Source organism: Streptomyces sp. SID11385, assembly GCF_010548245.1.
In the GTDB taxonomy this organism is placed as follows: Bacteria; Actinomycetota; Actinomycetes; order Streptomycetales; family Streptomycetaceae; genus Streptomyces.
Genome location: NZ_JAAGLR010000332.1, coordinates 1 through 21,405, shown reverse-complemented (window position 1 = coordinate 21,405; position 21,405 = coordinate 1). Strand labels below are relative to the sequence as shown.

Below are 21,405 nucleotides of genomic sequence, written 5' to 3'. Positions count from 1 at the left end.
CGTGCGAGAAGCCGTCAAGTCGCGTCACGCGAGGGGCCGTTGGCGAACGAAGCGACACTGAGGGGCCGTTGGGGAACGCGGCGCCCTAGAGGGGCCGTTGGCGAAGGGGCGGGACGGAACGCTCAACACGCGGCCGCGGGCCGCGCCTTCGCGTGAGACCCGGCCCGGGCACGCCGAGGGCCCGGCACCCCGCGCGGGAGTGCCGGGCCCCGGAGTGGCGCGGGGTCAGCTGTGCTTGGCGCGGGAGGCCGAGCGGGCGCGCTCACGGGCGTCGAGGACGACCTTGCGGATGCGGACCGTCTCCGGGGTCACCTCGACGCACTCGTCGTTGCGGCAGAACTCCAGGGACTGCTCCAGCGAGAGCTTGCGCGCGGGCACCACGTTCTCCGTGGTGTCGGCGGAAGCGGCACGCATGTTGGTGAGCTTCTTCTCCTTGGTGATGTTCACGTCCATGTCGTCGGCGCGCGAGTTCTCGCCGACGATCATGCCCTCGTAGACCTCCGTCGTGGGCTCGGTGAAGATGACACCGCGCTCCTGGAGGTTGACCATCGCGAAGGGGGTCACGACGCCCGCGCGGTCCGCGACCAGCGAGCCGTTGTGACGGGTGCGCAGCTCGCCGAACCAGGGCTCGTGGCCCTCGAAGAGGGAGTGCGCGATACCGGTGCCGCGGGTCTGCGTCAGGAACTCGGTGCGGAAGCCGATGAGGCCGCGCGAGGGCACGATCCACTCCATGCGCACCCAGCCGGAGCCGTGGTTCGTCATGGTCTCCATGCGGCCCTTGCGGGTCGCCATGAGCTGCGTGATCGCGCCGAGGTGCTCCTCGGGCGAGTCGATCGTCATGCGCTCGATCGGCTCGTACGTCTTGCCGTCGATCTGCTTGGTGACGACCTCGGGCTTGCCGACGGTCAGCTCGAAGCCCTCGCGGCGCATCTGCTCGACCAGGATGGCCAGCGCCAGCTCACCGCGGCCCTGCACCTCCCAGGCGTCGGGGCGCTCGGTGTCGAGCACGCGCAGCGAGACGTTGCCGATCAGCTCGCGGTCGAGGCGGTCCTTGACCTGGCGGGCGGTGACCTTGTGGCCCTTGCCCCCCTTGCCGACCAGCGGCGAGGTGTTGGTCCCGATGGTCATGGAGATGGCCGGCTCGTCCACCGTGATGAGCGGCAGCGCGATGGGGTTCTCGGGGTCGGCGAGGGTCTCGCCGATCATGATGTCCGGGATGCCCGCGATGGCGCAGATGTCACCGGGGCCCGCCTTCTCGGCCGGCTTGCGGGTGAGCGCCTCGGTCATGAGCAGCTCGGTGATGCGGACGTTCTGGATCGAGCCGTCCCGCTTGATCCACGCGACCGTCTGGCCCTTGCGCAGCTCGCCCTGCTCGACGCGGCACAGCGCGATACGGCCGAGGAAGTTGTCGGCGTCGAGGTTGGTGACGTGCGCCTGGAGGGGGGCGGCCTCGTCGTACTCGGGGGCCGGGACGGTATCCAGGAGGGTGGAGAAGAACGGCTCCAGGTTGGTGGAGTCGCTGGGGACGGTGCCGTCATCGGGCTTGGTGAGCGAGGCCACACCGTCGCGCGCGCAGGCGTAGACGATCGGGAACTCGATCTGCTCCTCGTCCGCGTCGAGGTCGAGGAAGAGGTCGTACGTCTCGTCGATGACCTCGGAGATCCGCGAGTCGGGGCGGTCCGTCTTGTTGATGCAGAGGATGACGGGCAGCCGCGCGTCGAGCGCCTTGCGGAGCACGAAGCGGGTCTGGGGCAGCGGGCCCTCGGAGGCGTCGACCAGGAGCACCACCGCGTCCACCATCGACAGGCCGCGCTCGACCTCACCGCCGAAGTCGGCGTGGCCGGGGGTGTCGATGATGTTGATCGTGATGGGCTCGCCCCCGTCCTTGGGGTGGTACTTCACGGCCGTGTTCTTGGCCAGGATCGTGATGCCCTTCTCACGTTCCAGGTCGTTGGAGTCCATCATGCGGTCGTCCAGGTGCTCCGCCGCGTGCGCGGCGAAGGCCCCGGCCTGCTTCAGCATGGCGTCGACCAGCGTCGTCTTCCCGTGGTCGACGTGGGCGACGATGGCGACGTTACGGATGTCATGGCGCGTGGGCACTTGCGGCGATTCTCCCGAGTCGTGGATGGCTGCGCGTCCAGTCCTGTACGCGCGCCCTGCCGGGCGGAACATGCCACGGCCTCACCCCATCGTACGGGGCCCGTACCGGGTGGCGCGGTACGGGCCCCGTGGGCGGGCTCGGGAGGAGACGGGGGTCACTCCCCGCCGGGGGCCCTCGTGTTCCGCACCGGCTTCTCGACCGGCGCCTTCGTGCCCTTGGCACCCTTCGCGCCCTTGGCGGCGAAGCCGATGTTCTCCCAGTCGGGGGTGGCGAAGCCGAAGGCCCCGGCGTTGCGGAGGTCGGCGCGCGCGGCGACGAGTTCGGGGCGCTGGTAGAGCGGGATGGAGCCGGCGGCGGCCCAGATGCGGGCGTCCGCCTTCTTCACGAGCTGCCCGGCCTCCTTGGCGTCGAGGGTCCCGGCGGCCTGGTCGAGGAGCTGGTCGATGCGGTCCGTGCCGACGCGGGTGTAGTTCTGGTCGACGTTGAGCGAGCCGTCGGCCGCCGGGACGGGCTTGCCGTAGACGGGGCGCGCGTCGGTGGCGGGGAAGGCGGTGCCCGGCCAGGACCACAGCGCCATGTCGTAGTCGCCGGTCGCGATGTGGTCCTTGAAGTAGGAGGCGTCGGGCACCTTCTGCACCTGGGCGCGGATGCCGATCTTCTCGACCATGCCCGCGATCTTCTCGCCGACCTCGCGCAGTTGCGCGGAACCGGCGCCCGCGGGGACGACGAAGCGGAGCGTGAGGGGCTTGCCGTCCTTGCCGAGCACGGCGGGGGCCCCGGCGGGGCCCGCCTTGGGCGCGGCCTCGTCCTTCTCCTCCGGCTGCTGCGGCGCGGGCGTCCCCTTGGGGGCGTAGGCCCCGGCGGCCCCCGCGGCCTTCGCGGCCGGGGCCGCCATCGCGTAGGCCTGGTGGAGGAGGACGGACTGCGGGGGTACGGGGGCGGGGGCGAGCGGGGCCGCGGCGCCCGCCGCCTTCTCGCGGGCCTCCGCCTTCTCGCGGGCCGCCTTCTTCTCCGCCTCGGCCTTCTTCCCGGCGGCCCGCGCCGTCCCGGCCTCGGCGCCGCTCTTCTCGCCGCGGGCCTCGTCCTCGGGCGCCTTGCCGTCCGTACGGGGGGCCTTGCCGTCCGTGCCCGCCTTGCCGTCCGCGCCCGCGCCCGCCTTGCCCTGCGCGGCCTCGTCCTTCTTCGCCGCGTCCCCGGGGACCGGGGCGCGCTGGTAGCCCGCGTCGGAGAGGAGGGCCTGGGCCTCGGCGGCGTCCTGGCGGCCGAGGGCGCCGCTGCTGTCGGCGTAGGCGTCCTGGCCCGCGAGGGCGAGGTGGCTGCCGACCGGGTCCGCGGGCAGGCCGAGGGGCTTGAGCACGAGCTGGGCGAGGGCCTTGCGGTCGAGGGCGCGGGCCACGGCGCGGCGTACGCGCTCGTCGGAGAGGGGGCCCGACTCGCCGTTGAGCGCGAGCTGCGTGTAGGCGGGTTCGAGGCTCTTGCGCAGGCGGTAGCGGCCGAGGTCGCGCTGCTGGGCCTCCTCGACGGCGCGGGCCTCGGCGAGGTCGGCCCGGTTCTGCCGTTCGAGGCGGTTGACCTGCTCGGGGGAGCCCTTCGCGAAGGCCCGGGAGTAGACGTCGGCGGCGACGGCGCCCGCGGCGTTGGGGCCGCTCTGCGGTGCGAGCGGGCCGCCGTCGCCCTTGCCCGCGCGGGCGACGCGCGCGGCCTCGTCCTGCTCGACGGGGGCGAGGTCGACGCGCCCGTCGAGCATCGCCTTGACCCGCTTCCCGGCCGGGACCTCGCGCAGGACGAGGGAGTCGAGCTTGGCGCGGTCGCCCCACCAGCGGGTGTCGCGCTCCAGCGTGAGGTCGCCGCCCTCGCGGTCCTCCTTGCCGACCCGGAAGGGACCGGCGCTCACGGCGAGCCCGGAGCGGGCGGCGGCGTTGAAGGTCTCGGGGCTGCCCATGACCTCCTTGGGGTACAGCGGCGAGAAGAGGGCGCGCCAGTCCGCGTACGGCTTCGCGAAGGTGACCCGTACCTCCTGCGCGTTCGCGCCGCGCTCGACCTTCGCGATGCGGTCGTACCCGGCGTTGCGCGCGGTCAGGTACTTGCTGCTGGAGCCGCGCAGCGCCTGCCACTGGGCGGCGAAGTCCTCGGCGCCGAGGTCGCGGCCGTTGTTCCAGGCGGCCTTGGGGTCGAGGTGGTAGACGACGACCTGGCGGGGCTCGGTGGTCTCGACCTTCGCGTCGCGCAGGTACGCGGCGGAGCGGGCGGGGCGGCCCTGCTGGTCGAGGTGGAACATCGAGGGCAGCGTGGCGGAGGCGACGCGCGCGGTGGTGGTGTCGGCGTCGGCCTGGAAGGTGTTGAGGGTGCTGGGGAGCTGGTCGACCGCCCAGTGCAGGGTGCCGCCCTCCGCGACGCGGTCCCGTGCGGCCTGGTGGACGTCGGGCGCGACGACGCGCCCCGCGTGCGAGCCGCCGCTGCCGCCGCCGGAGCAGGAGGCGAGGGCGGGCACGGCGAGCACGCCTGCCACCAGGAACACGGCGGAACGCAGTCTCGGGCCGCTGTACGACGACATCGTGCTGGTACCTCCGTGGCGTGACGCCTTTGTCCGACTTTCTGCTTACGGTCCGATCACATCTATTGCCCTCCACGCGGGACGTGCCGGTCAGCGCACCCGGTTGGCCCACGGAAGTCCCCCGGGGGAAGCAGTGCGGGGAGTGGCGGGCGCGGTACGGGTACCTCTCCCCCATGACCCGCATCGTCGCCGACATCTCGGCCTCCCTCGACGGCTTCGTCACCGGCCCCGGTCCCGGGCCCCGCAACGGGCTCGGTGACGGCGGGGAGGCACTGCACACCTGGGCGTTCTCGGACGATCCCGGGGACCGGCGGGTGCTCGGCGAGGGGACGGCGCGCTCCGGGGCCGTCGTGCTGGGGCGGCGGCTCTTCGACGTCGTGGACGGGCCCGAGGGGTGGGACGACGAGGTCGGGTACGGGGCCGGGGAGGTGGGCCGGCCCGCCTTCTTCGTCGTGACGCGCACGGAGCCCGCCTCCGTACGGCTCGCGGCGCTCGACTGGACCTTCGTCACGAGCGGTCTGCGCGACGCCGTCGCCGCCGCGCGGGCCCGCGCCGAGGCCGCCTCGGCCGCCGCGGGGCGGGACCTCGACGTCGTCCTCATGGGCGGCGCCGCGCTGATCCGCTCGGCCTTCGCGGCGGGGCTCGTCGACGTCCTCTCGCTGCACCTCTCCCCCGTCCTGCTCGGCGCGGGCACGCCGCTCTTCACGGGCGGGACGGCGCGCGCGCTCGTGCAGCGGGACGTGCGCGTGACGTCGACGGCGACGCACCTGACGTACGACGTGGTGTGAGGGCGCGTGCGCACATGCGGGAGGGGGCGGCCACCGCGTCGGTGGCCGCCCCCTTTCCCGTCCGGCGCTCAGCCGAGGAGCTTGGTGATCTCCTCGGTCGTGCCGGTCTCGCCGAGGCGCGGGAAGATGCGCTCGACGCTGTTGGTGTGGGCGTCCGCGTTCATGTCGGTGACGGCGTCGGTCACGACAGTGACGTTGTAGCCGTACTCCTGCGCGAAGCGGGCGGTGGACTCGACGCCGATGCTCGTGGCGATGCCGGTCAGCACGACCTGGGTGATGCCGCGGCGGCGGAGCTGCGAGTCGAGGTCGGTGCCGTAGAAGGCGCCCCACGTCTGCTTCGTGACGCGGATGTCGGAGTCCTGCGCGTCCAGGTCGGCGACGAGGTCCGCCCAGTCGGCGGGCGGCTGCTCGCCGCGCTGCGGGGCCTCGTTGCGGCCGGGGGCGCCGCCCGTCACGTTGACGAGCACGACGGGCAGGCCCTTGGCGCGGAAGGCGGCGGCGAGCCCGGCGGAACGCGCGATGACGTCCTTCGAGGGGACGGGCGCGCCCGGCATGGCGGCGATGCCCTTCTGGAGGTCGACGACGATCAGCGCGGTGCGGGCGTCGAGGGCGGTGGCGGTCATGGGTGGTGCTCCTTCATATCGGGGGAACGGGGGGCCGCTCAGGCGCGGGGGCGCAGGGAGCGGTCCAGGAGGGTGAGGACGAGGACGGCCGCGCCGAGCACGGCCGAGACGAGCGCCATGAGGTGCATGCCGCTGTCGGAGGCGCGCTGCCCGTAGGCGAGCGCGATGAGGCTCGAAGCGGTGATGGCGCCGATGTACTGCGCGGTGCGCTGGAGCCCTGCCGCCGAGCCGATCGAGTCGGCGGGGGCGTGCTGCTGGATGGCGGCCTGGTTGCTCGTACCGAGCAGGCCCTGCGGGATGCCGAAGCAGGCGGCGACGAGGAGCAGCACGGCGAGCGGGGTGTGGCCGCTGACGCCCGCGAGGACCCCGGCGCCGAGCGTGAGCAGGGCGGCGCCGAGCGAGAGCGGGGCGCGGATGCCCTTCGTACGGGCCGCCGTGAGCGAGCAGACGAGGGCGCACAGCGACATCGGCAGCATGACGAGCCCGCTCTGCGTGGAGGAGTAGCCGTGCGCCTCCTCCAGCCACTCCGTGAAGCCGTACATGACGCAGTAGATCTGGAGGTAGCTCAGCCCGTGGCGCAGGTAGGTGCGGGCGAGGGGGCCGTTGCGGGCGATCATCCGCAGGTCGAGGAAGGGGCGCGGGGTGCGCAGTTGCCAGTACGCCAGGAGCGCCGCGCAGACGGCGAAGGGGGCGAGGAGCCACCAGTCGGGGTGGGCGAGGTCGAGGAGGAAGACGCACAGGAGGGTGAGCGCGGCGGCGAAGAGGCCGATGCCGAGGGGGTCGATGCCGAGCGCGCGGGGCTTCGCCCCGGCGTCGGCACGGTCCGTACGGGGCCGGTCGGCCGGGACCCAGACGAGCGCGAGCACGAAGGCCGCGAGCGCCATCGGCACGTTGACGAGGAAGATCGCCCGCCAGCCGAAGGCGCCGACGAGCACGCCGCCGAGCGTGGGCCCCACGGCGGTGGAGCCGAGCCCCGCGAAGGAGAGGCGGGCGAGTACGGGGCGCGGGGTCGGCCTGCCGACGCGGCGCGACTCGTCGCGCAGCACCGCCATCGCGGCCGGGTACGCGGCCGAGGTGCCGATGCCGAGCAGGAGCCGGGAGACGAGGAGCCAGCCGAACCCTGCCCCGAAGGTCCCGACGAGCCCGGAGGCCACGACGACGAGCAGCCCGGCGAGGAAGACCCGGCGCGGCCCGATCACGTCGGCGAGCTTGCCGAGCACGGGCTGCGCGACGGCGCTCGCGAGGTAGAGCACCGAGATGAGCCACGCGGTGTCGGCGGCCCCGATGCCGAGGTCGTGCCCGATCGCGACCAGGGCGGTCGAGATCATCGTGGTGTTGAGCGGGTTGAGCACCGAGCCGAGGAGCAGGGGCGCGGTGAGCCGCGCGGCGAAGCCGGAGCCGTGGGGCGCGGGAGCGGGGGTGGTGGTGCGGGCGGCGTCCGGGTGGCCGGGGCCGCCGGGTATCGGGCCGGGCTCGTCGGCCGGGGCGGTACGGGGCGAGGCGGTGCCCGTCGGCCTGTCGCCGGGGCCGGGGCCGGTCACGCTTCCACCACCTTGCCGAGGAGGGTCACGGCCTCGGCGACGAGGGCGCGTTCCTCGGGGGACAGCTGGGTGTCCAGGGCGTGCGTGAGCCATGTGCGTTTGGCGGCGCGGACCTCGGCGAGGACGGTCCGGCCGCGTTCGGCGACCGAGACGACGGCCTGGCGGCCGTCCCCGGGGTCGGGGGTGCGGGCGACGAGGCCCTGTTCGTGCAGGTAGCCGACCGTCGTGCGCATCGACTGGGGGCGTACGTGCTCGGCGCGGGCGAGGGCCGCCGTGGTCATCGGGCCCTCGCGGTCGAGGCGGGAGAGCGCGGAGCGCTGGGTGGGGCTGAGGAGGCTGCGCGCGGAGTGCGTGCGCAGGCGCCGCATGAGCAGCCCGGCCACGGAGGACAGCTCGTCGGCGAGCCGCGCGCTGTCCGGGTGCGGGCCGCCGTCGGCGGGCGGCACGGGCGGTGCGGTGGGCTCGGTCATGACGGCCACCGTACGAGTTCGACAGGGAAACTTGCAAACTTACTTGTCGATTTCGGGACCGGGGAGAAGCGTGGCCCTGGGGAGTGAGCGCTCACTCACCCCCGGGGACCCTTGCTCTCGCCCGCCGCTAAACCTAGAATGAATGCGCTTTCATTCAGCGTGGAACAGGACAGGCGATGGTGCAGCTGTGAGCGACGCCCCCACGGTCTACGACGTGGCGGAGCGGTCGGGCGTGTCCATCGCCACCGTCTCCCGCGTCTACCGCAGCCCCGACTCCGTACGTCCGGCGACGCGCGAGAAGGTCCTCGCGGCGGCCCGCGCCCTCGGCTACGTGCCGAGCGGCAGTGCGCGCGGTCTCGCGAGCCGCACGACCGGGATCATCGGCCTCTGCTTCCCCGACATGGCCGACCCCGACGCGGACTCCGAGACCGGCGACGACGAGGAGGCCGGGACGCTCTACTCGGACCAGATCATCCGGGGCATGGAGCGCGCGGCGCGCCGCCACGGCTACGCCCTGCTCATCGCGGCCTCGCTCGTGGGCGGCCCGGAGAGCCTGGTGGCGAAGGTCGCGGGGCGCGTGGACGGTTTCGCCGTGCTCGCGCGGACGGTGCCGACCGAGGACCTGGAGGTCATCTCGCGGCGCGTGCCCGTCGTGATGCTCGCGGGGCCGCGCGAGATAGACCACATGGACCACATCGAGGTCGCCAACCGCGACGGCGAGTACCAGCTCACGCGCCACCTGCTCGCGGACCACGGTCTGCGCCGCCTCGTCTTCGTCGGCAGCGCCGACGAGTCGCCCGACGTGGGCGCCCGCTTCGAGGGCTACCGCGACGCGCTGCGCGAGGCCGGGCTCCCCGTACCGGAGGCCCCCGACCTGCGCGCCCCGCTGATGACCCGCGCCGAGGGCTCCCGCGCGACGCGCGCCCTCCTCGACCGCCCGGGCCCTCGTCCCGAGGCGCTCGTCTTCGCGAACGACCAGATGGCGGTCGGCGCCCTGCACACGCTGGAGGAGGCCGGGGTACGGGTCCCGGAGGACATCGCCGTCACCGGCTTCGACGGCATCCCGCTGAGCCGCGTCGTCCGACCCCCGCTCACCACGGTCCGCCAGCCGATGCGCCGCATGGGCGAGGAGGCGGCCGAACTCCTCATCCAGCGCGTCACGGAGCCGGAGCGCACGGCACCGGTGTCGCGCGTGCTCCCTGTCGAGGTGACCCGCCGGCGAAGCTGCGGATGCGGGGAGGCCGGCGCGGGGAGCGGGACGGGGCGGGGCTGAGGCGGGGGGCGGGGCTGAGGCGGGGGACGGGCCCGGCGGTACGAGGGCGGCCGGCCGCCGCTCCCCTCATCCGGGCCCCGTGCGGGTGAGCTCCGCAGAGACCGTCCACAGGCGCTCGGCGAGCGCCGGGTCGAGCGCCCATCGTTTGACGCCGTGCGGGTGGTCGGCGAGAGCGGCGTCGTCCGGCACGGTGTACGCCTCCTGGCAGTCGTCGAGGTAGCGGCCCCCCGCGCGGGCGAGGGCGGGGTGGACGGCGGCGACCATCGTGGTCGCCGCGCCCTGCGCCAGCGTCTTGTACGTGAAGACCCCCGCCGCCTCCGCCGCGTCGAGCGAACGCCGTTGCTCCGGGGTGAAGTTCCGTTGCAGTCCTGTCGCGACGCCGCCCGGGTTGACGGCGTTGGCGACGATCCCGTCCCCCGCCCAGCGCCGTGTCGCCTCGACGGCGAAGAGCGAGTTGGCCGTCTTCGAGCGGGCGTAGGCGAGTTGGGGATCGTAGGCGCGGTGCGTGAAGTGGAGGTCGTCGAAGTCGACGCCGGCGCGCATGTGGGCCGTGGAGCTGACCGCGACGACGCGGGCGCCGCCGCGCTCCGCCGCTCCTGCGGCCAGGGAGGCGCGCAGGCCCGTGGCGAGGGCGAAGTGGCCGAGGTGGTTGGTCGCGAACTGCCACTCCCAGCCCTCGCGGGTGCGGGCGAGGCCGCCCGTGACGACGCCGGCGTTGTTGACGAGGAGGTGCAGCGGCTCGCGCCACGCGACGACGAAGCGCGCGACCGAGGCCCGGTCGGCGAGGTCGAGCGGCGCGACGTCCGGGCGGGCCCGTCCGGTGGCGCGGGCGATCGCCTCGGCGACCGCGTTCCCCGCGTCCGTGTTCCGCACCGCGAGCGTGACGCGCGCCCCGGCGGCGGCGAGGGCGCGGGCCGTCTCGGCCCCGATGCCGGAGGAAGCCCCGGTCACGAGCGCGCGGACGCCGCCGAGGTCGTGCCCGCGCAGCACGTCGTCCGCCGTGCTCGCGGCGGTGAAGGAGGTCACGAGCCGTGTGTGGTCAGCCATGCCGGGGCACTTTACACTTCGTACGAGCTTTGTATAGTGCGTACAGCTCTCGTAGGCTCCTCGCATGAGCCGCGAGACCGAAGCCCGGGATGGGGCCGCACCCCAGGACGAGACCGCACCCCGGGACGCGGGCAGGCCCCGGGACGAGACCGCTCCAGGCCGGCGGGGTGCCGTGCTGGATGCCGCGATGGCCACGTTCGCCCGGTTCGGGTACCGGAAGACGTCGATGGCGGAGGTGGCGCGCGCGGCGGACATCTCGCGCCCGGGGCTCTACTTCCTCTTCTCCTCGAAGGAACTCCTCTTCCGCGCGGCGGTCGAACAGCTCCTGGAGCGCGATCTCGCGGCGGTGGAACGAGTCCTCTCGGACACCCGGCATCCCCTGCCCGCGCGCCTCGCCGACGCCTTCGACCGGTGGGCGGGCCGCTACACGGAGCCCCCGGCGCGTGACATCCCGCAGGTCGTGGAGGCCCATCCGGACCTGCTCGGGGAGTGCGCGGAGCGGGCGCCGCGCCGCTTCGAGGAACTGGTCACGGCGGCGCTGGCAGAGGGGCCGGGCGCGGCGGGGCGGGATGCGGCGGGCGTCGCGCGGACCCTGATCAGCACGGCGGTCGGCCTCAAGCACCAGGCACCGTCGCACGCGTTCTTCACCGACCGGCTCGCCCTCGCGATCCGCCTCCTGGTCCGCTGACGACGTACGCGCGCGCCCCGCCTCACCCCTCCGGTGTGCGAAGTCCTCGCGCGAACCTGCCCGGCGTCGTGCCCAGGAAGCGGCGGAAGTGGCGGGTCAGGTGGGGCTGGTCGTAGAAGCCGGACTCGGCGGCGGCGCGCGCGGCGGGGACGCCTTCCAGGAGGAGGCGGCGGGCGCGGTCGAGGCGGCGGGAGGTCACGTACTGGTGGGGTGCGATGCCGAAGGCGCGCGTGAAGGTCCGGATGAGGTGGGTCTCGTCGGCGTGCAGGACGCGGGCCGCCTCGGCGAGGCTCGGGGCGCCGGGCAGGCGGGCGTCGAGCAGGTCCCGCAGGTCGTGCGGCAACGACCGTGCGGGGAGGGGCTGTTCGGTCGCCGCGCGCAGGTGGCGGCGCAGCCGGCGCACGACCAGGGCCAGTCGGCTCTCCGCCTCCAACTCCTCGCCCGGGTACGTCAGTACGGAGTGCAGGCGTCCGACGCGGTCGCGGAGCAGGGGGTCGGCGAGGTCCGGGGTGTCGGCGGCGGGGCCGGTCAAGTCCGTTCCCAGGTGGGTGAGATCGAGGTAGAGGACGCGTTTGCGGAAGCCGCCGGGGCTCGCCGCCGAGCCGTTGTGCGGGACGTACGGGGGCAGCAGCGAGACCGTGCCGCGCGGGGTGCCGTGCGGGTGCCTGCCCAGGTCGTAGCGGACCGCGCCGTCGTCCACGATGAGCAGCGTCCACGCCTCGTGCACGTGCATCGGGTACGCGTGGTCGGTGAAGCGCGCGTGCAGCACCTCCGTCACCCCGGGGACGGCGGGCCGCCACGCCGAGATCTCGTGCCGGGTCGCCATCCCCCGAACGTACGCCAGGAACGTACAAGAACGCGTCGCGCCCCCACCGCGAGGCTGGCTCCATGACCAGCACCGACACGTCCGCCGCCCCCGTCGCCCCCGTCCGCTTCGACACCAAGATCGCCGTCCTGCTCCGGGACGACCTCGCCCCCTGGCAGCGGCTCAACGTGACCGCCTTCCTCGTCAGCGGCCTCGGCACCGAGGTCCCGGAGGTGATCGGCGAGCCGTACGCGGACGCCGACAGCACCCCGTACCTGCCCATGTTCCGCCAGCCCGTCCTCGTCTTCGAGGGGCCCGCCGCGCTGCTCACGACGGCCCACTCCCGCGCCCTCGCGCGCGCCCTGCCCCGCGCGGTCTTCACCGCGGACCTCTTCGCGACGGGCCACGACGCGGCCAACCGGGCCGCCGTCCGCGCCGTCCCCGGCGCCGCGCTCGATCTCGTGGGGCTCGCGGTGTACGGGCCGAGGAACGCGGTGGACAAGACGCTGAAGGGCGCGACGATGCACCCGTGAGCGGGCCCCGGGGGAAAAGGGGTTGCTCGCCACGTGGCCTCCTGCCACAGTGAGCCGCCCCTGTCCCGCAGTTCGCGTCCCCGAGGGAATGAAGTCCATGAGCACGGCGTCCGTCAGCGACCGCCGCGCGTCCTGAGGAAGGCTCCGCGCCTTCCGGCGGTGGTCCCACGCCCGGCCTCCCGCGGCCGTGATCCGTCCTGCCCGCACGCGATTCCCGCGTGTCCGGGTACCTGTGCGACTCCCTCGAAGGACTTCCCCGATGACTTCCGTGGACCCCTCCACGTCCCCCGCCGTCCCCTCCCCCGGTCTGCTCGTGCAGTCCGCGACCGCCGAGCAACTGCGGCGCAGGCCACGGGTGGTGGAGACGCCGGGGTTCGTCGCCGGCCTCCAGGCCGACGACCCGAACCCGTACCTCAACTACGCGACCCCGCTGCCCGGCGCCGAGCCCTCGGCGGCGGACGTCGCGGCCCTCGTCGAAGCCTTCCGCGCACGGGAGTTGACGCCCCGGCTCGAATTCGTCCCCGCTGCCGCACCGGCCGTCGCGCCCGCGCTGCTCGCCGCCGGTTTCACGGTGGAGGCCGAGCACGACTTCCTGGTGTGCACGCCGGACACGTACCTCCCGGCCGCGAGCGGACCACGTACCGAAGTCCCCTGCGCGGATGACGAGTTCGCCGCCCTCGATGCCGCGCTGAGCGAGTCCTTCGGCGGTCCGGGGGCCGCGAGCCCCGAGGGGGCCGCGCGCTTGCGGCGGACGTGCGAGGGCGGGGGCGCGGTGCGGTACGTACGTGCCGCGGACGGGAGTTGCGCGGGCGGGGCGAGCTGCACGGCGCCCGCGCTCGGGACGGCGGAGCTGGCCGGGGTCGGCACGCGCCCCGCCCACCGGCGCGCGGGCGTCGCCTCCGCCGTCGTCTCCGCGCTCACGGCCGACCTGTTCGCACGCGGCGCCGCCTCCGTGTGGCTGGAGTTCTCGGGCGAGGACTCTCGCCGCGTCTACGAACGGCTCGGCTACCGCCCCCTCGGCACCCGCCTCTACCTCCGCCTCGCGCCCGGGGACGCACCGACCCGCGCGGCTGTCGACAAGGACTAGCCACGCGCACCGTACGGTGACGCCCATGGACCACCTGAAAGCCCTCCGCCACGAACTGGACGCCTTCGACTCGGCGCTGGACGGCGACCTGTCGGCTCGCGTCGCGCACTGCGGCGACTGGAGCCTGGCGGATCTGGCGGTCCACAGAGGGGCGGGGAATCTGTGGGTCGTCACCGCCGTGCGGAAGCGGCACGGGCGCGGCTACGACGAGGGCGCGGCGCCGCGTGAGCGGGACGCTCTGCGGGAGTGGCACGCCCGTTCGGCGCGGGACCTCGTGGCGGCCCTCTCGGCCGATCCCGCGACCGAGGCGTGGACGTTCTCGCCGCCGCGCACCGTGGCGTTCTGGCTGCGACGGCGCGCCCAGGAGACGCTGATGCACCGCTGGGACGCCGAGCACGCGCGCGGCGCCACGTCCCCGATGGACCCGGCGCTCGCGGCGGACGGAGTCGCGGAGGTCTTCGACACGATGGCGCCCCGCATGGTCTCGCGGGGCGCAGCCGTACCGCCCGCGCGGGCGGTACGGCTCACCGCCACCGACACGGGGGACGCGTGGGTGCACGGGCCCGGCGAGCCGGTCGCCGAGGTCGCGGGCCCGGCGGAGGGCCTGCTGCTCATGCTGTGGGGCCGCAAGCCGCGCGACCACGCCTCGCTGACGTGGGCGGGCGACCGGGCGGCGGGGGCGGAGGCGCTGAGCGGGCCGCTGGTCCCCTGAACCCCCGCGCTACCCCGTGAACCCCCGCACTACCCCGGCATGCCGGCCGCGAAGAAGTCCGTGCGGGCCTGGGCCAGGGCCGTGCGGTCGGTCGCTTCCTCCGCGTACGGGTGGTGGCCGGCGCGGAGCAGGAAGGGGTCGCCCGCCGCCGGGAGCGCGTTGTGCACGGCGAACTGGCCGGGCGGGGGCACTGCGGGGTCGTAGAGGGCGGCGGCGACGAGGGTCGGGACGCGGATCAGGGTCGCCGCCGTCGCCGCGTCGAAGTACGCGAGGACGTCGGTGACTTCGGGGTGCCCGGCGTGGTACCGCCGGAGCGCGTCACCGCTGCCCACGCTCGGCAGCGTGAGCCGCAGCGGGTGGTTGCCGAAGGTCGGGACGGTGAGCTGGGCGGCGACGAACCGTTCGTCCCACGGCAGCGCGAGCGCGCCCAGGCCACCGCCGAGGCTCTCGCCGAGGTAGCCGAGGCGCGGTCCGGCGAGCGCGGGCACCAGCTCGACGAGCGCGCTCGCCGCGCACCACAGGTCGGCGACGCACGCGCCGAGCACGGACGTCTCGCGGCTCGCGATGCCGTGCAGCACGTGCGCGTCGGCCTCGGCCGGGATGCCGTCGACGAGGCCGCGCGCGGGCAGCCCGCGCACGCACGGCAGGATCGCGGCGGACTGCCCGAGCGGCAGCGGCAGGTCGGGCCCGGGCCGGTCCCGGCCCCCGTACCCGTGGCCGATCACGAAGCCGTGCCGCACGGGCCCCTCGGTGGGCAGCGCGACCCAGCCGCCGAGCCGCACCCCGCCGAGCGAGGTGTACGTGACGGGGCGGACCACGAGCCCGTCGCGCTCGTCCTCGACGTCCCCCAGCTCCGGCGCGGTCTCCACCGCGCGCGCCCGCTCCCGCAGCCGCCCCCAGAACTCGCCGAAGTCGTCGGGAGCGGGCGGGGCGGGCACGGCGAGCAGCCCGGGCAGCTCGTACCCGTAGGTGGGATCGAAGCCGTACGGGCTCTCGCCCGCGCCCTGCGGGAGGGCGCCCGGTCCCGGCGGCGGCGTGTCGTCTGCGTGCACCATGATTCCCGACCCTACGGCCTCCCACCAGCCCCAACGACTCGATGGCGGCCCCACGGGTCACGGGCCCGGCCGCCCCCCGCGCCGACGCCCAATCCAGCCGATGCGGGACAATTCATATGATGTGAGCGCAAGCCCCGTCACCCGCCCAGCCACCACCCCCACCGCGACAAGCCCCCACACGCCCCCCCTCCAGGCCCCCCACCCCTCCGCAGAACATCCACGAAGTGTGACGTAGACCCCCCTTGCGCCCGCCCGGGCTCGCACGCCACAGTGATGTATGCGCTTACAGACAGCGCATACATTCCTGCCGCTCGCACCGGCGAGGAACCCGCTCAAGGAGGAGCACGTCATGAACCGCCCCGCGAGAGCCCGCAGCCGGAAGACCGTGCGGAACACCACGGTCGCCGCTGCCTCGATCGCCGCCATGGTCGTCATCGCCGCCTGCGGCGGCTCCGACAGCGGCGGCGTCTCCGCCGACAAGAAGCAGACCCTCACGGTCTGGGGCATGGGCGCCGAGGGCGAGAAGCTCGCCGACATCGCCAAGACCTACGAGAAGTCGCACCCCAACATCACCGTCAAGGTGACCCCGGTCGGCTGGGACGTCGCGCACCAGAAGCTCGTCTCCGCCGCCGCCGCGAGCAAGCTCCCCGACATCGCGCAGATGGGCGGGAGCTACATGGGCGAGTTCTCCGAGCTGGGCGTGCTGGAGCCGGTCGACACGAAGACCTTCCACGAGAAGGACTTCTTCCCCTCGTCCTGGAAGCAAGGTGTCGTGGACGACACCGCCTACGGCGTGCCGTGGTACGTCGACACGCGCGTCGTCTACTACCGCACGGACCTCGCCGAGAAGGCGGGGATCACCGAGGCGCCGAAGACGTGGAAGGACATGAAGGCCCTCGCCACCGCCTACCAGAAGCAGGCCGGTACGCGGTGGGGCCTGTCGATCCAGCCCTCCGGCACCGACACGGTGCAGAGCTTCTACCCCTTCCTGTACTCGGCGGGCGGCCAGATCGTCAGCGACGACGGCAAGAAGGCCGTCGTCAGCAGCCCCGAGGCGGTCCGCGCGCTCACGGAGTACGGCACGTACTTCAGCAAGGGCCTCGCGAAGAAGAGCGTCACGCCCGGCTACGACGTGCTCAAGGACTTCGACAGCGGCTCGGTGCCGATGTTCTTCTCCGGCCCCTGGCAGATCAGCTCGATCAACCAGACGCACCCGGCCCTCAAGGGCAAGTGGGGCATCACGACGGTGCCGCGCGACAAGTCCGCGACCTCGATGGCCGGCGGCTCCTCGCTCGTGATCTCCAAGGACAGCGACCACAAGGCCGCCGCCACGGACTTCGTGAAGTACCTGACGAGCGCCAAGGGCCAGACGGACTTCTACAAGGCGAGCGGCGACCTCCCGGCCCGCACCTCCGCGTGGGAGACCGGCGATCTCGCCACCGACAAGAACCTCCAGATCTTCCGCACGCAGGTCGAGAACTCGAAGACCTCGCCCGCGCTCGCGAAGTGGTCGGAGATCTCCTCGAAGGTCGACGACGCGATCGAGCAGGTGACCCAGGGCAAGTCGAGCGCCAAGTCGGCGCTGGACAAGGCCCAGTCCGAGATCGAAAGCCTCCTGGGGTAAGCGGTCATGAGCAGCACGGCAGACACGGCCGCCCCGGCGGCCACGCAGGGCCCGCCCGCCCCCGCCTCGCGCGGGGGCCGGGGGGCCGGGCCCGCCCGCCGGGGCGGTTCGGTGCGCACGCACCACCTGGCGGGCTGGCTCTTCTCCACCCCCTTCCTCGTCCTCTTCGCCGTCTTCATGGCGCTCCCGATCGTCGCGACGCTCCTCATGAGCTTCACCGACTTCGGCCTCGCCAACGTGACGCACCCCTTCGACGCGAAGTTCATCGGCCTCGACAACTACGTCAACCTCTTCCAGGACGACAAGTTCCTGAAGTCCCTGTTCAACACGGGGTACTTCGTCGTCGTCGGGGTGCCGGTCACGATCATCGCGGGGCTGCTCGTCGCGGTCCTGCTCAACAACGGCATCGACCGCGCCCGGACCTTCTTCCGGGTCGGTTTCTACGCGCCCGTCGTCACCACGATCGTCGCGGTCGCCGTCGTGTGGCGCTTCGTGCTCGACCCCGGCGACGGGCTCGTGGCCGGGCTCTTCGACGCGGTCGGGCTGACCTCGCCCGACTTCCTCGGCGACGAGCACCTCGCGATGCCGTCCATGATCGCGATGGCGGTGTGGCGCAACCTCGGCAACGTCATGGTGCTGCTCATCGCGGGCCTCCAGGCGATCCCGCAGGAAGTGCGCGAGGCCGCGAAGCTCGACGGCGCCGGCGCCTGGCAGGAGCTGCGCAGGATCACGGTCCCGCTCCTTCGTCCGACGCTGCTCTACTCGACCGTCATCACCACGATCGGCTTCCTCAACGTCTTCGAGGAACCCTTCGTGATGACGCAGGGCGGCCCCAACAACAGCACCCTCACCGTGTCGCTGGACATGTACAAGGAAGGCTTCAACTTCTTCCACATGGGCTACGCGAGCGCGATGGCGTACGTCCTCTTCATAGTGATCATGGCCATCACGGTGCTCCAGCTCCGACTGCTGAAGGACAACACGAAGTGAGCGCCACGACACCGGCCCCGCGCCGCACCCCCGGCGACGACGGAATGAACTCCACGAAGGCCCCCGGGCACGATCCCGGCCACGACGCGGGACAGGACCCGGGACACCACCGTCCGGGCCGCCACCCGCTCGCCCCGCAGGCGCCGCTGAGCGAGCGCCTGCGCAAGCCCCTCACGTACGTCGCCCTCTCGGTCGGCCTGCTGATCATGGCCGCGCCGTTCCTGTGGATGGCGCTCTCGGCCTTCAAGACCAACGAGGAGCTGGGCGGTTCCAAGACCGTCTGGATTCCCTCGGAGTGGACGCTGGACCAGTTCCGCACGCTGCTCGACAAGCTGGACCTGCCGCTGTACTTCATGAACTCCGTGATCGTCGCGGTGCTCGTGACCGTCTGCAACCTGGTCTTCTGCTCGATGCTCGGCTACGCGCTGGCGAAGCTCGACTTCTTCGGCCGCAACAAGATCTTCGCGCTCGTGCTCGCCGCGCTCATGGTGCCGGGCAACCTGATGCTGCTGCCGATGTACGTGCTGATGAACAAGCTGAACCTGCTCGACAGCTACGCGGGCCTGGTGCTGCCGTTCGCGGCCGGTGCCTTCGGCGTCTTCCTGATGCGGCAGTTCATGCAGTCGATCCCGGACGAGCTGCTGGAAGCGGCGCGGATGGACGGCGCGAGCGAGTGGTACATCTTCTGGCGGATCGTGATGCCGCTGGTCAAGCCCGCCCTCGCGACGCTCGGCATCCTGACCTTTCTCGGCTCGTGGAACAACTTCGTGTGGCCGCTGATCGCGACCAACGACCCGGACAAGTACACGCTCCCGGTGGCGCTCGCGACCTTCGCGAACGACCCCAACAGGGCCGCCGGTTCGAACGGTGTCCTGATGGCCGGCTCGCTCCTCGTGGTCCTGCCCGTCCTGTTCGTCTTCATCGTGCTCCAGCGGCACTTCAAGCCGGATCTCGCGACGGCCGGGCTCAAGTAGCCACGTCGCCGCGCGCGATCCCCGGTACGGGGACGGGGCACACCAGCCCCCGCGGCCCCGCCCCCGTACCCCTCCCGCTTTCTCCACCCCCCTCAGCAAAGGTGCGTTCCGCCATGCCCGAAAACTCTGCCGCGCCGGAGAAATCCGCCGCACGCTCCGACTGGGAGCAGCGCATCGGCAAGCCCAGCGACACCCGGCTCACCGGTACGGCGGCCGTCGCGGCCCCGGCCGGGCTGCGCGCCGAGGACGGCACCGGGCTCGTCCGGCTCGACTGGGAGCCCGTCGCGGGCGCGCTCGGCTACCTCGTGCACCGCGCCGAATCGCCCGAGGGCCCCTTCGCGCCGCTCGACCACCTCGGCGGCGACGTCCTCGCCGTGCCGCACCCGCCGTACGCGGACACCCTCGTGGAGCCGGGCCGCACCTATCACTACAAGGTCGCGAGCTGGACCGACGACGGCGCGGGCCCGCTCGGCGACACCCACGTCACGGGCAGCCCGAAGGCCCCGGGCGGCACGCCCGCCGCCGTCGAGGTCGCCGTGGACGCCGCCGCGCCCACGCGTCCGCTGCCCCGCGTGTGGAACCGGATCATCGGTGCCGAGCACCTCTCGCTCCTGCTCTGGGACAAGCCGGGCCCCGGCGGCTCGGACACGGCCGCCGAGTACCGTACGGCGCTGGAGAAGGTACGGGACGAACTCGGCGTCCGCGCCGTCCGCGCCCACGGCACCTTCCTCCCCGAGACGGTCTCGGTGCGCCCCGACGGCACCTTCGACTTCTCCGGGCTCGACGAGGTCTACGACCGCTTCCTCGCCACCGGGCTCAAGCCGGTCGTCGAACTCTCCTTCATGCCGAAGGAGTTGGCGAACGACCCGGAGTACACGGTCTTCGACTACAAGGCCCTCGTCTCGACGCCGACCGCGTGGGAGCGCTGGGGCGAGCTGTGCCACGCGCTCGTCGTCCACCTCCAGGAGCGGTACGGCCGCGACGAGGTCGCCGGCTGGGAGTTCGAGGTGTGGAACGAGGCGAACCTCGAAGTCTTCTGGAACGGCACGCAGGACGACTACCACCTCCTGTACGCGCACGCCGTGCGCGCCGTGAAGGCCGCCGACACGCGCATCCGCGTCGGCGGGCCCTCCTCGGCCGCCGCCGGCTGGGTCGGCGCGTTCCTGGAGTACTGCCGCGCCGAGGACCTGCCCGTCGACTTCGTCTCGACGCACACGTACGGGAACGCGCCGCTCGACTTCCGGCCGCTGACCCGCGCCTACGCCGAGGCGACCGGGCGGCCCGAGCCGGAGATCCTGTGGACCGAGTGGGGCGTCACGCCGACCCACTTCCACCCCGTGAGCGACTCCGTCTTCTCGGCGCCGTTCGTGCTGCGCGGCATGAAGTCGGCGCTCGCCTCCACCGACGCGCTCGCCTACTGGGTCGCGACGGACCAGTTCGAGGAGCTGGGCTGGCCGCCGAAGCTCTTCCACGGCGGCTTCGGTCTGCTCACCGTCGGCAACCTGCGCAAGCCGCGCTTCTGGGCGCTGTGGCTGCTCGGCCAACTGGCGGGCGACCGCGCCCCGGTGGCCGTGAGCGGCGACGGCGCGGACGCGACCGTCGAGGCGCTCGCGACGCGCGCCGAGGACGGCTCGGCCGTGGACGTGCTCGTGTGGAACGGCACGCTCGACCAGTCGAAGATCCAGGGCGCCGCCGCGCTCGACCGCGCGACCACCGTACGCGTGACGGGACTTGAGCCGGGCGCGCGGTACGCGGTGAGCGCGTACCGCGTGGACGAGGAGCACGGCAACATCAAGGCCGTGTGGGACGGACTCGGCGGCGGCGACTGGCCGGACGCGCCCGAGTGGGCGAAGCTCCGCGAGGCCGACCGGCTGCCCGCCGAACCGCTCGCGCCCGCCCTGGCGGACGCGGCGGGCACGGTGCGCGTGGCGGTGGAGCTGCCCATGCCGGGCATCCGTCTGCTGAGGCTGCTCCGCGCCTGAACCACCCGCTCCGAGCGGCCCGTTGACTCCGGGGGCCGTGCGCCACACCTGACGGTGGCGCACGGCCCCCGGCTCGTGTCCGCGCGCGGTGCCGCGTACCGGCGGTGCGTGGCGTGTCCACGAAAGCGGCGGGCAGCGGGGGGTGTTCGGGCCCGCTCGGGGATCACTCGCTGACAAACGGAAGCGGATTCTCCCGGACGATCAGGAACTCTCGTATAGTGACCGCGACTTGCGCATTGTTGTCTTCATGCGTTCGTTCGGTGAGCGAGCCCGGACCGGGTTCGGCGATCACTCAGTGACCGAGGACCCGACGAGGACCTGATTGATGACCTCCCCCCTGCCCCCCGGCGATCGCCCCACCCCGCGCAGCGTGTGGCCCGTCCCCGCGATCACGGTGGTGCTGGCCGCGCTCGCGGTCACCGCCGCCGTACTCCTCGGGCCGGAGTCCGCGCGCGGTGCGCTCGCCGCGGCGGGGGCGCTCGCCGCACTGGCGCTGTGCGTGGCCGTGACGATCGCCACGTACGCCGTACTCTCCGCGCGCGCGGCCCGGGGCCGGCT

18 protein-coding genes and 1 pseudogene are annotated in these 21,405 nt (G+C 73.3%); 11 read left to right on the top strand and 8 right to left on the bottom strand.

The features are described from left to right. Positions 1-225 precede the first annotated feature (225 nt). Both typA and G3I42_RS10065 read right to left on the bottom strand, forming a co-directional pair. Positions 226-2,100, bottom strand: a complete 1,875-nt coding sequence (gene typA / locus G3I42_RS10070; protein ID WP_164284438.1) for a translational GTPase TypA — start codon at positions 2,098-2,100, stop codon at positions 226-228. A gap of 155 nt (positions 2,101-2,255) precedes the next feature. Further along, positions 2,256-4,655 (bottom strand): ABC transporter family substrate-binding protein, encoded by a 2,400-nt coding sequence (locus tag G3I42_RS10065; protein WP_164284436.1) that lies wholly within the window; start codon positions 4,653-4,655, stop codon positions 2,256-2,258. Positions 4,656-4,828: 173 nt separating this feature from the next. Between G3I42_RS10065 and G3I42_RS10060 the strand changes: the two genes are divergently transcribed. Then, positions 4,829-5,443 carry a dihydrofolate reductase family protein gene (locus G3I42_RS10060; protein WP_164284434.1) on the top strand — a complete coding sequence of 205 codons (615 nt, stop codon included), beginning with the start codon at positions 4,829-4,831 and terminating at the stop codon, positions 5,441-5,443. Between the two features lie 68 nt (positions 5,444-5,511). Here G3I42_RS10060 and G3I42_RS10055 read toward each other — a convergent pair whose 3' ends face one another. From G3I42_RS10055 to G3I42_RS10045, 3 genes are read right to left on the bottom strand one after another with little or no spacing between them, the layout of a single operon-like run. Beyond that, positions 5,512-6,066: an isochorismatase family protein gene (locus G3I42_RS10055; RefSeq protein ID WP_164284432.1), complete on the bottom strand. Its 555-nt coding sequence runs from the start codon at positions 6,064-6,066 to the stop codon at positions 5,512-5,514. A gap of 38 nt (positions 6,067-6,104) precedes the next feature. Further along, a complete protein-coding gene (locus G3I42_RS10050; RefSeq protein WP_343244507.1) occupies positions 6,105-7,607 on the bottom strand; it encodes an MFS transporter in 1,503 nt (500 codons plus the stop codon). Beyond that, complete coding sequence (locus G3I42_RS10045; RefSeq protein ID WP_164284427.1) at positions 7,604-8,086, bottom strand: MarR family transcriptional regulator; 483 nt, start codon at positions 8,084-8,086, stop codon at positions 7,604-7,606. Before G3I42_RS10045 ends, G3I42_RS10050 begins: the two co-directional genes overlap by 4 nt. A gap of 133 nt (positions 8,087-8,219) precedes the next feature. Here G3I42_RS10045 and G3I42_RS10040 point away from each other — a divergent pair, with 133 nt between their 5' ends. Then, the gene (locus tag G3I42_RS10040; protein ID WP_203606608.1) at positions 8,220-9,350 is read left to right on the top strand and encodes a LacI family DNA-binding transcriptional regulator; all 1,131 of its coding nucleotides are present in this window, start codon (positions 8,220-8,222) and stop codon (positions 9,348-9,350) included. 66 nt (positions 9,351-9,416) lie between these two features. Here the strand turns inward: G3I42_RS10040 and G3I42_RS10035 are convergent, their stop codons facing one another. Then, on the bottom strand, positions 9,417-10,397 hold the full coding sequence (locus G3I42_RS10035; protein ID WP_164284423.1) for an SDR family NAD(P)-dependent oxidoreductase: 981 nt from the start codon (positions 10,395-10,397) through the stop codon (positions 9,417-9,419). Between the two features lie 172 nt (positions 10,398-10,569). Here G3I42_RS10035 and G3I42_RS10030 point away from each other — a divergent pair, with 172 nt between their 5' ends. Beyond that, positions 10,570-11,085: a TetR/AcrR family transcriptional regulator gene (locus G3I42_RS10030; protein WP_164284462.1), complete on the top strand. Its 516-nt coding sequence runs from the start codon at positions 10,570-10,572 to the stop codon at positions 11,083-11,085. A 22-nt stretch (positions 11,086-11,107) separates the two neighbouring features. On the opposite strand, the gene G3I42_RS10025 is transcribed toward G3I42_RS10030, so the two are convergent. Continuing rightward, complete coding sequence (locus G3I42_RS10025; protein ID WP_164284421.1) at positions 11,108-11,911, bottom strand: AraC family transcriptional regulator; 804 nt, start codon at positions 11,909-11,911, stop codon at positions 11,108-11,110. 62 nt (positions 11,912-11,973) lie between these two features. Between G3I42_RS10025 and G3I42_RS10020 the strand changes: the two genes are divergently transcribed. From G3I42_RS10020 to G3I42_RS10010, 3 genes are all read left to right on the top strand, one after another. After that, complete coding sequence (locus G3I42_RS10020) at positions 11,974-12,423, top strand: DUF2000 domain-containing protein (RefSeq protein ID WP_164284420.1); 450 nt, start codon at positions 11,974-11,976, stop codon at positions 12,421-12,423. A 259-nt stretch (positions 12,424-12,682) separates the two neighbouring features. Continuing rightward, on the top strand, positions 12,683-13,510 hold the full coding sequence (locus tag G3I42_RS10015; protein WP_164284418.1) for a GNAT family N-acetyltransferase: 828 nt from the start codon (positions 12,683-12,685) through the stop codon (positions 13,508-13,510). A 25-nt stretch (positions 13,511-13,535) separates the two neighbouring features. After that, the gene (locus tag G3I42_RS10010) at positions 13,536-14,222 is read left to right on the top strand and encodes a maleylpyruvate isomerase family mycothiol-dependent enzyme (protein WP_164284416.1); all 687 of its coding nucleotides are present in this window, start codon (positions 13,536-13,538) and stop codon (positions 14,220-14,222) included. Positions 14,223-14,251: 29 nt separating this feature from the next. Here the strand turns inward: G3I42_RS10010 and G3I42_RS10005 are convergent, their stop codons facing one another. Then, on the bottom strand, positions 14,252-15,277 hold the full coding sequence (locus G3I42_RS10005; protein WP_164284414.1) for an acetylxylan esterase: 1,026 nt from the start codon (positions 15,275-15,277) through the stop codon (positions 14,252-14,254). A 349-nt stretch (positions 15,278-15,626) separates the two neighbouring features. On the opposite strand from G3I42_RS10005, the gene G3I42_RS10000 reads away from it, so the two are divergent. The 5 genes and pseudogenes from G3I42_RS10000 to G3I42_RS09980 form a co-directional block, all read left to right on the top strand. After that, on the top strand, positions 15,627-16,901 hold the full coding sequence (locus tag G3I42_RS10000) for a sugar ABC transporter substrate-binding protein (protein WP_164284411.1): 1,275 nt from the start codon (positions 15,627-15,629) through the stop codon (positions 16,899-16,901). A gap of 6 nt (positions 16,902-16,907) precedes the next feature. Further along, on the top strand, positions 16,908-17,891 hold the full coding sequence (locus tag G3I42_RS09995; protein WP_164284409.1) for a sugar ABC transporter permease: 984 nt from the start codon (positions 16,908-16,910) through the stop codon (positions 17,889-17,891). Further along, a complete protein-coding gene (locus G3I42_RS09990) occupies positions 17,888-18,865 on the top strand; it encodes a carbohydrate ABC transporter permease (RefSeq protein WP_164284407.1) in 978 nt (325 codons plus the stop codon). Before G3I42_RS09995 ends, G3I42_RS09990 begins: the two co-directional genes overlap by 4 nt. A 113-nt stretch (positions 18,866-18,978) precedes the next feature. Beyond that, a complete protein-coding gene (locus tag G3I42_RS09985; protein WP_164284405.1) occupies positions 18,979-20,847 on the top strand; it encodes a glycoside hydrolase in 1,869 nt (622 codons plus the stop codon). Positions 20,848-21,172: 325 nt separating this feature from the next. After that, positions 21,173-21,405 (top strand): annotated as a pseudogene (locus G3I42_RS09980) (ATP-binding protein); the annotation flags it as partial.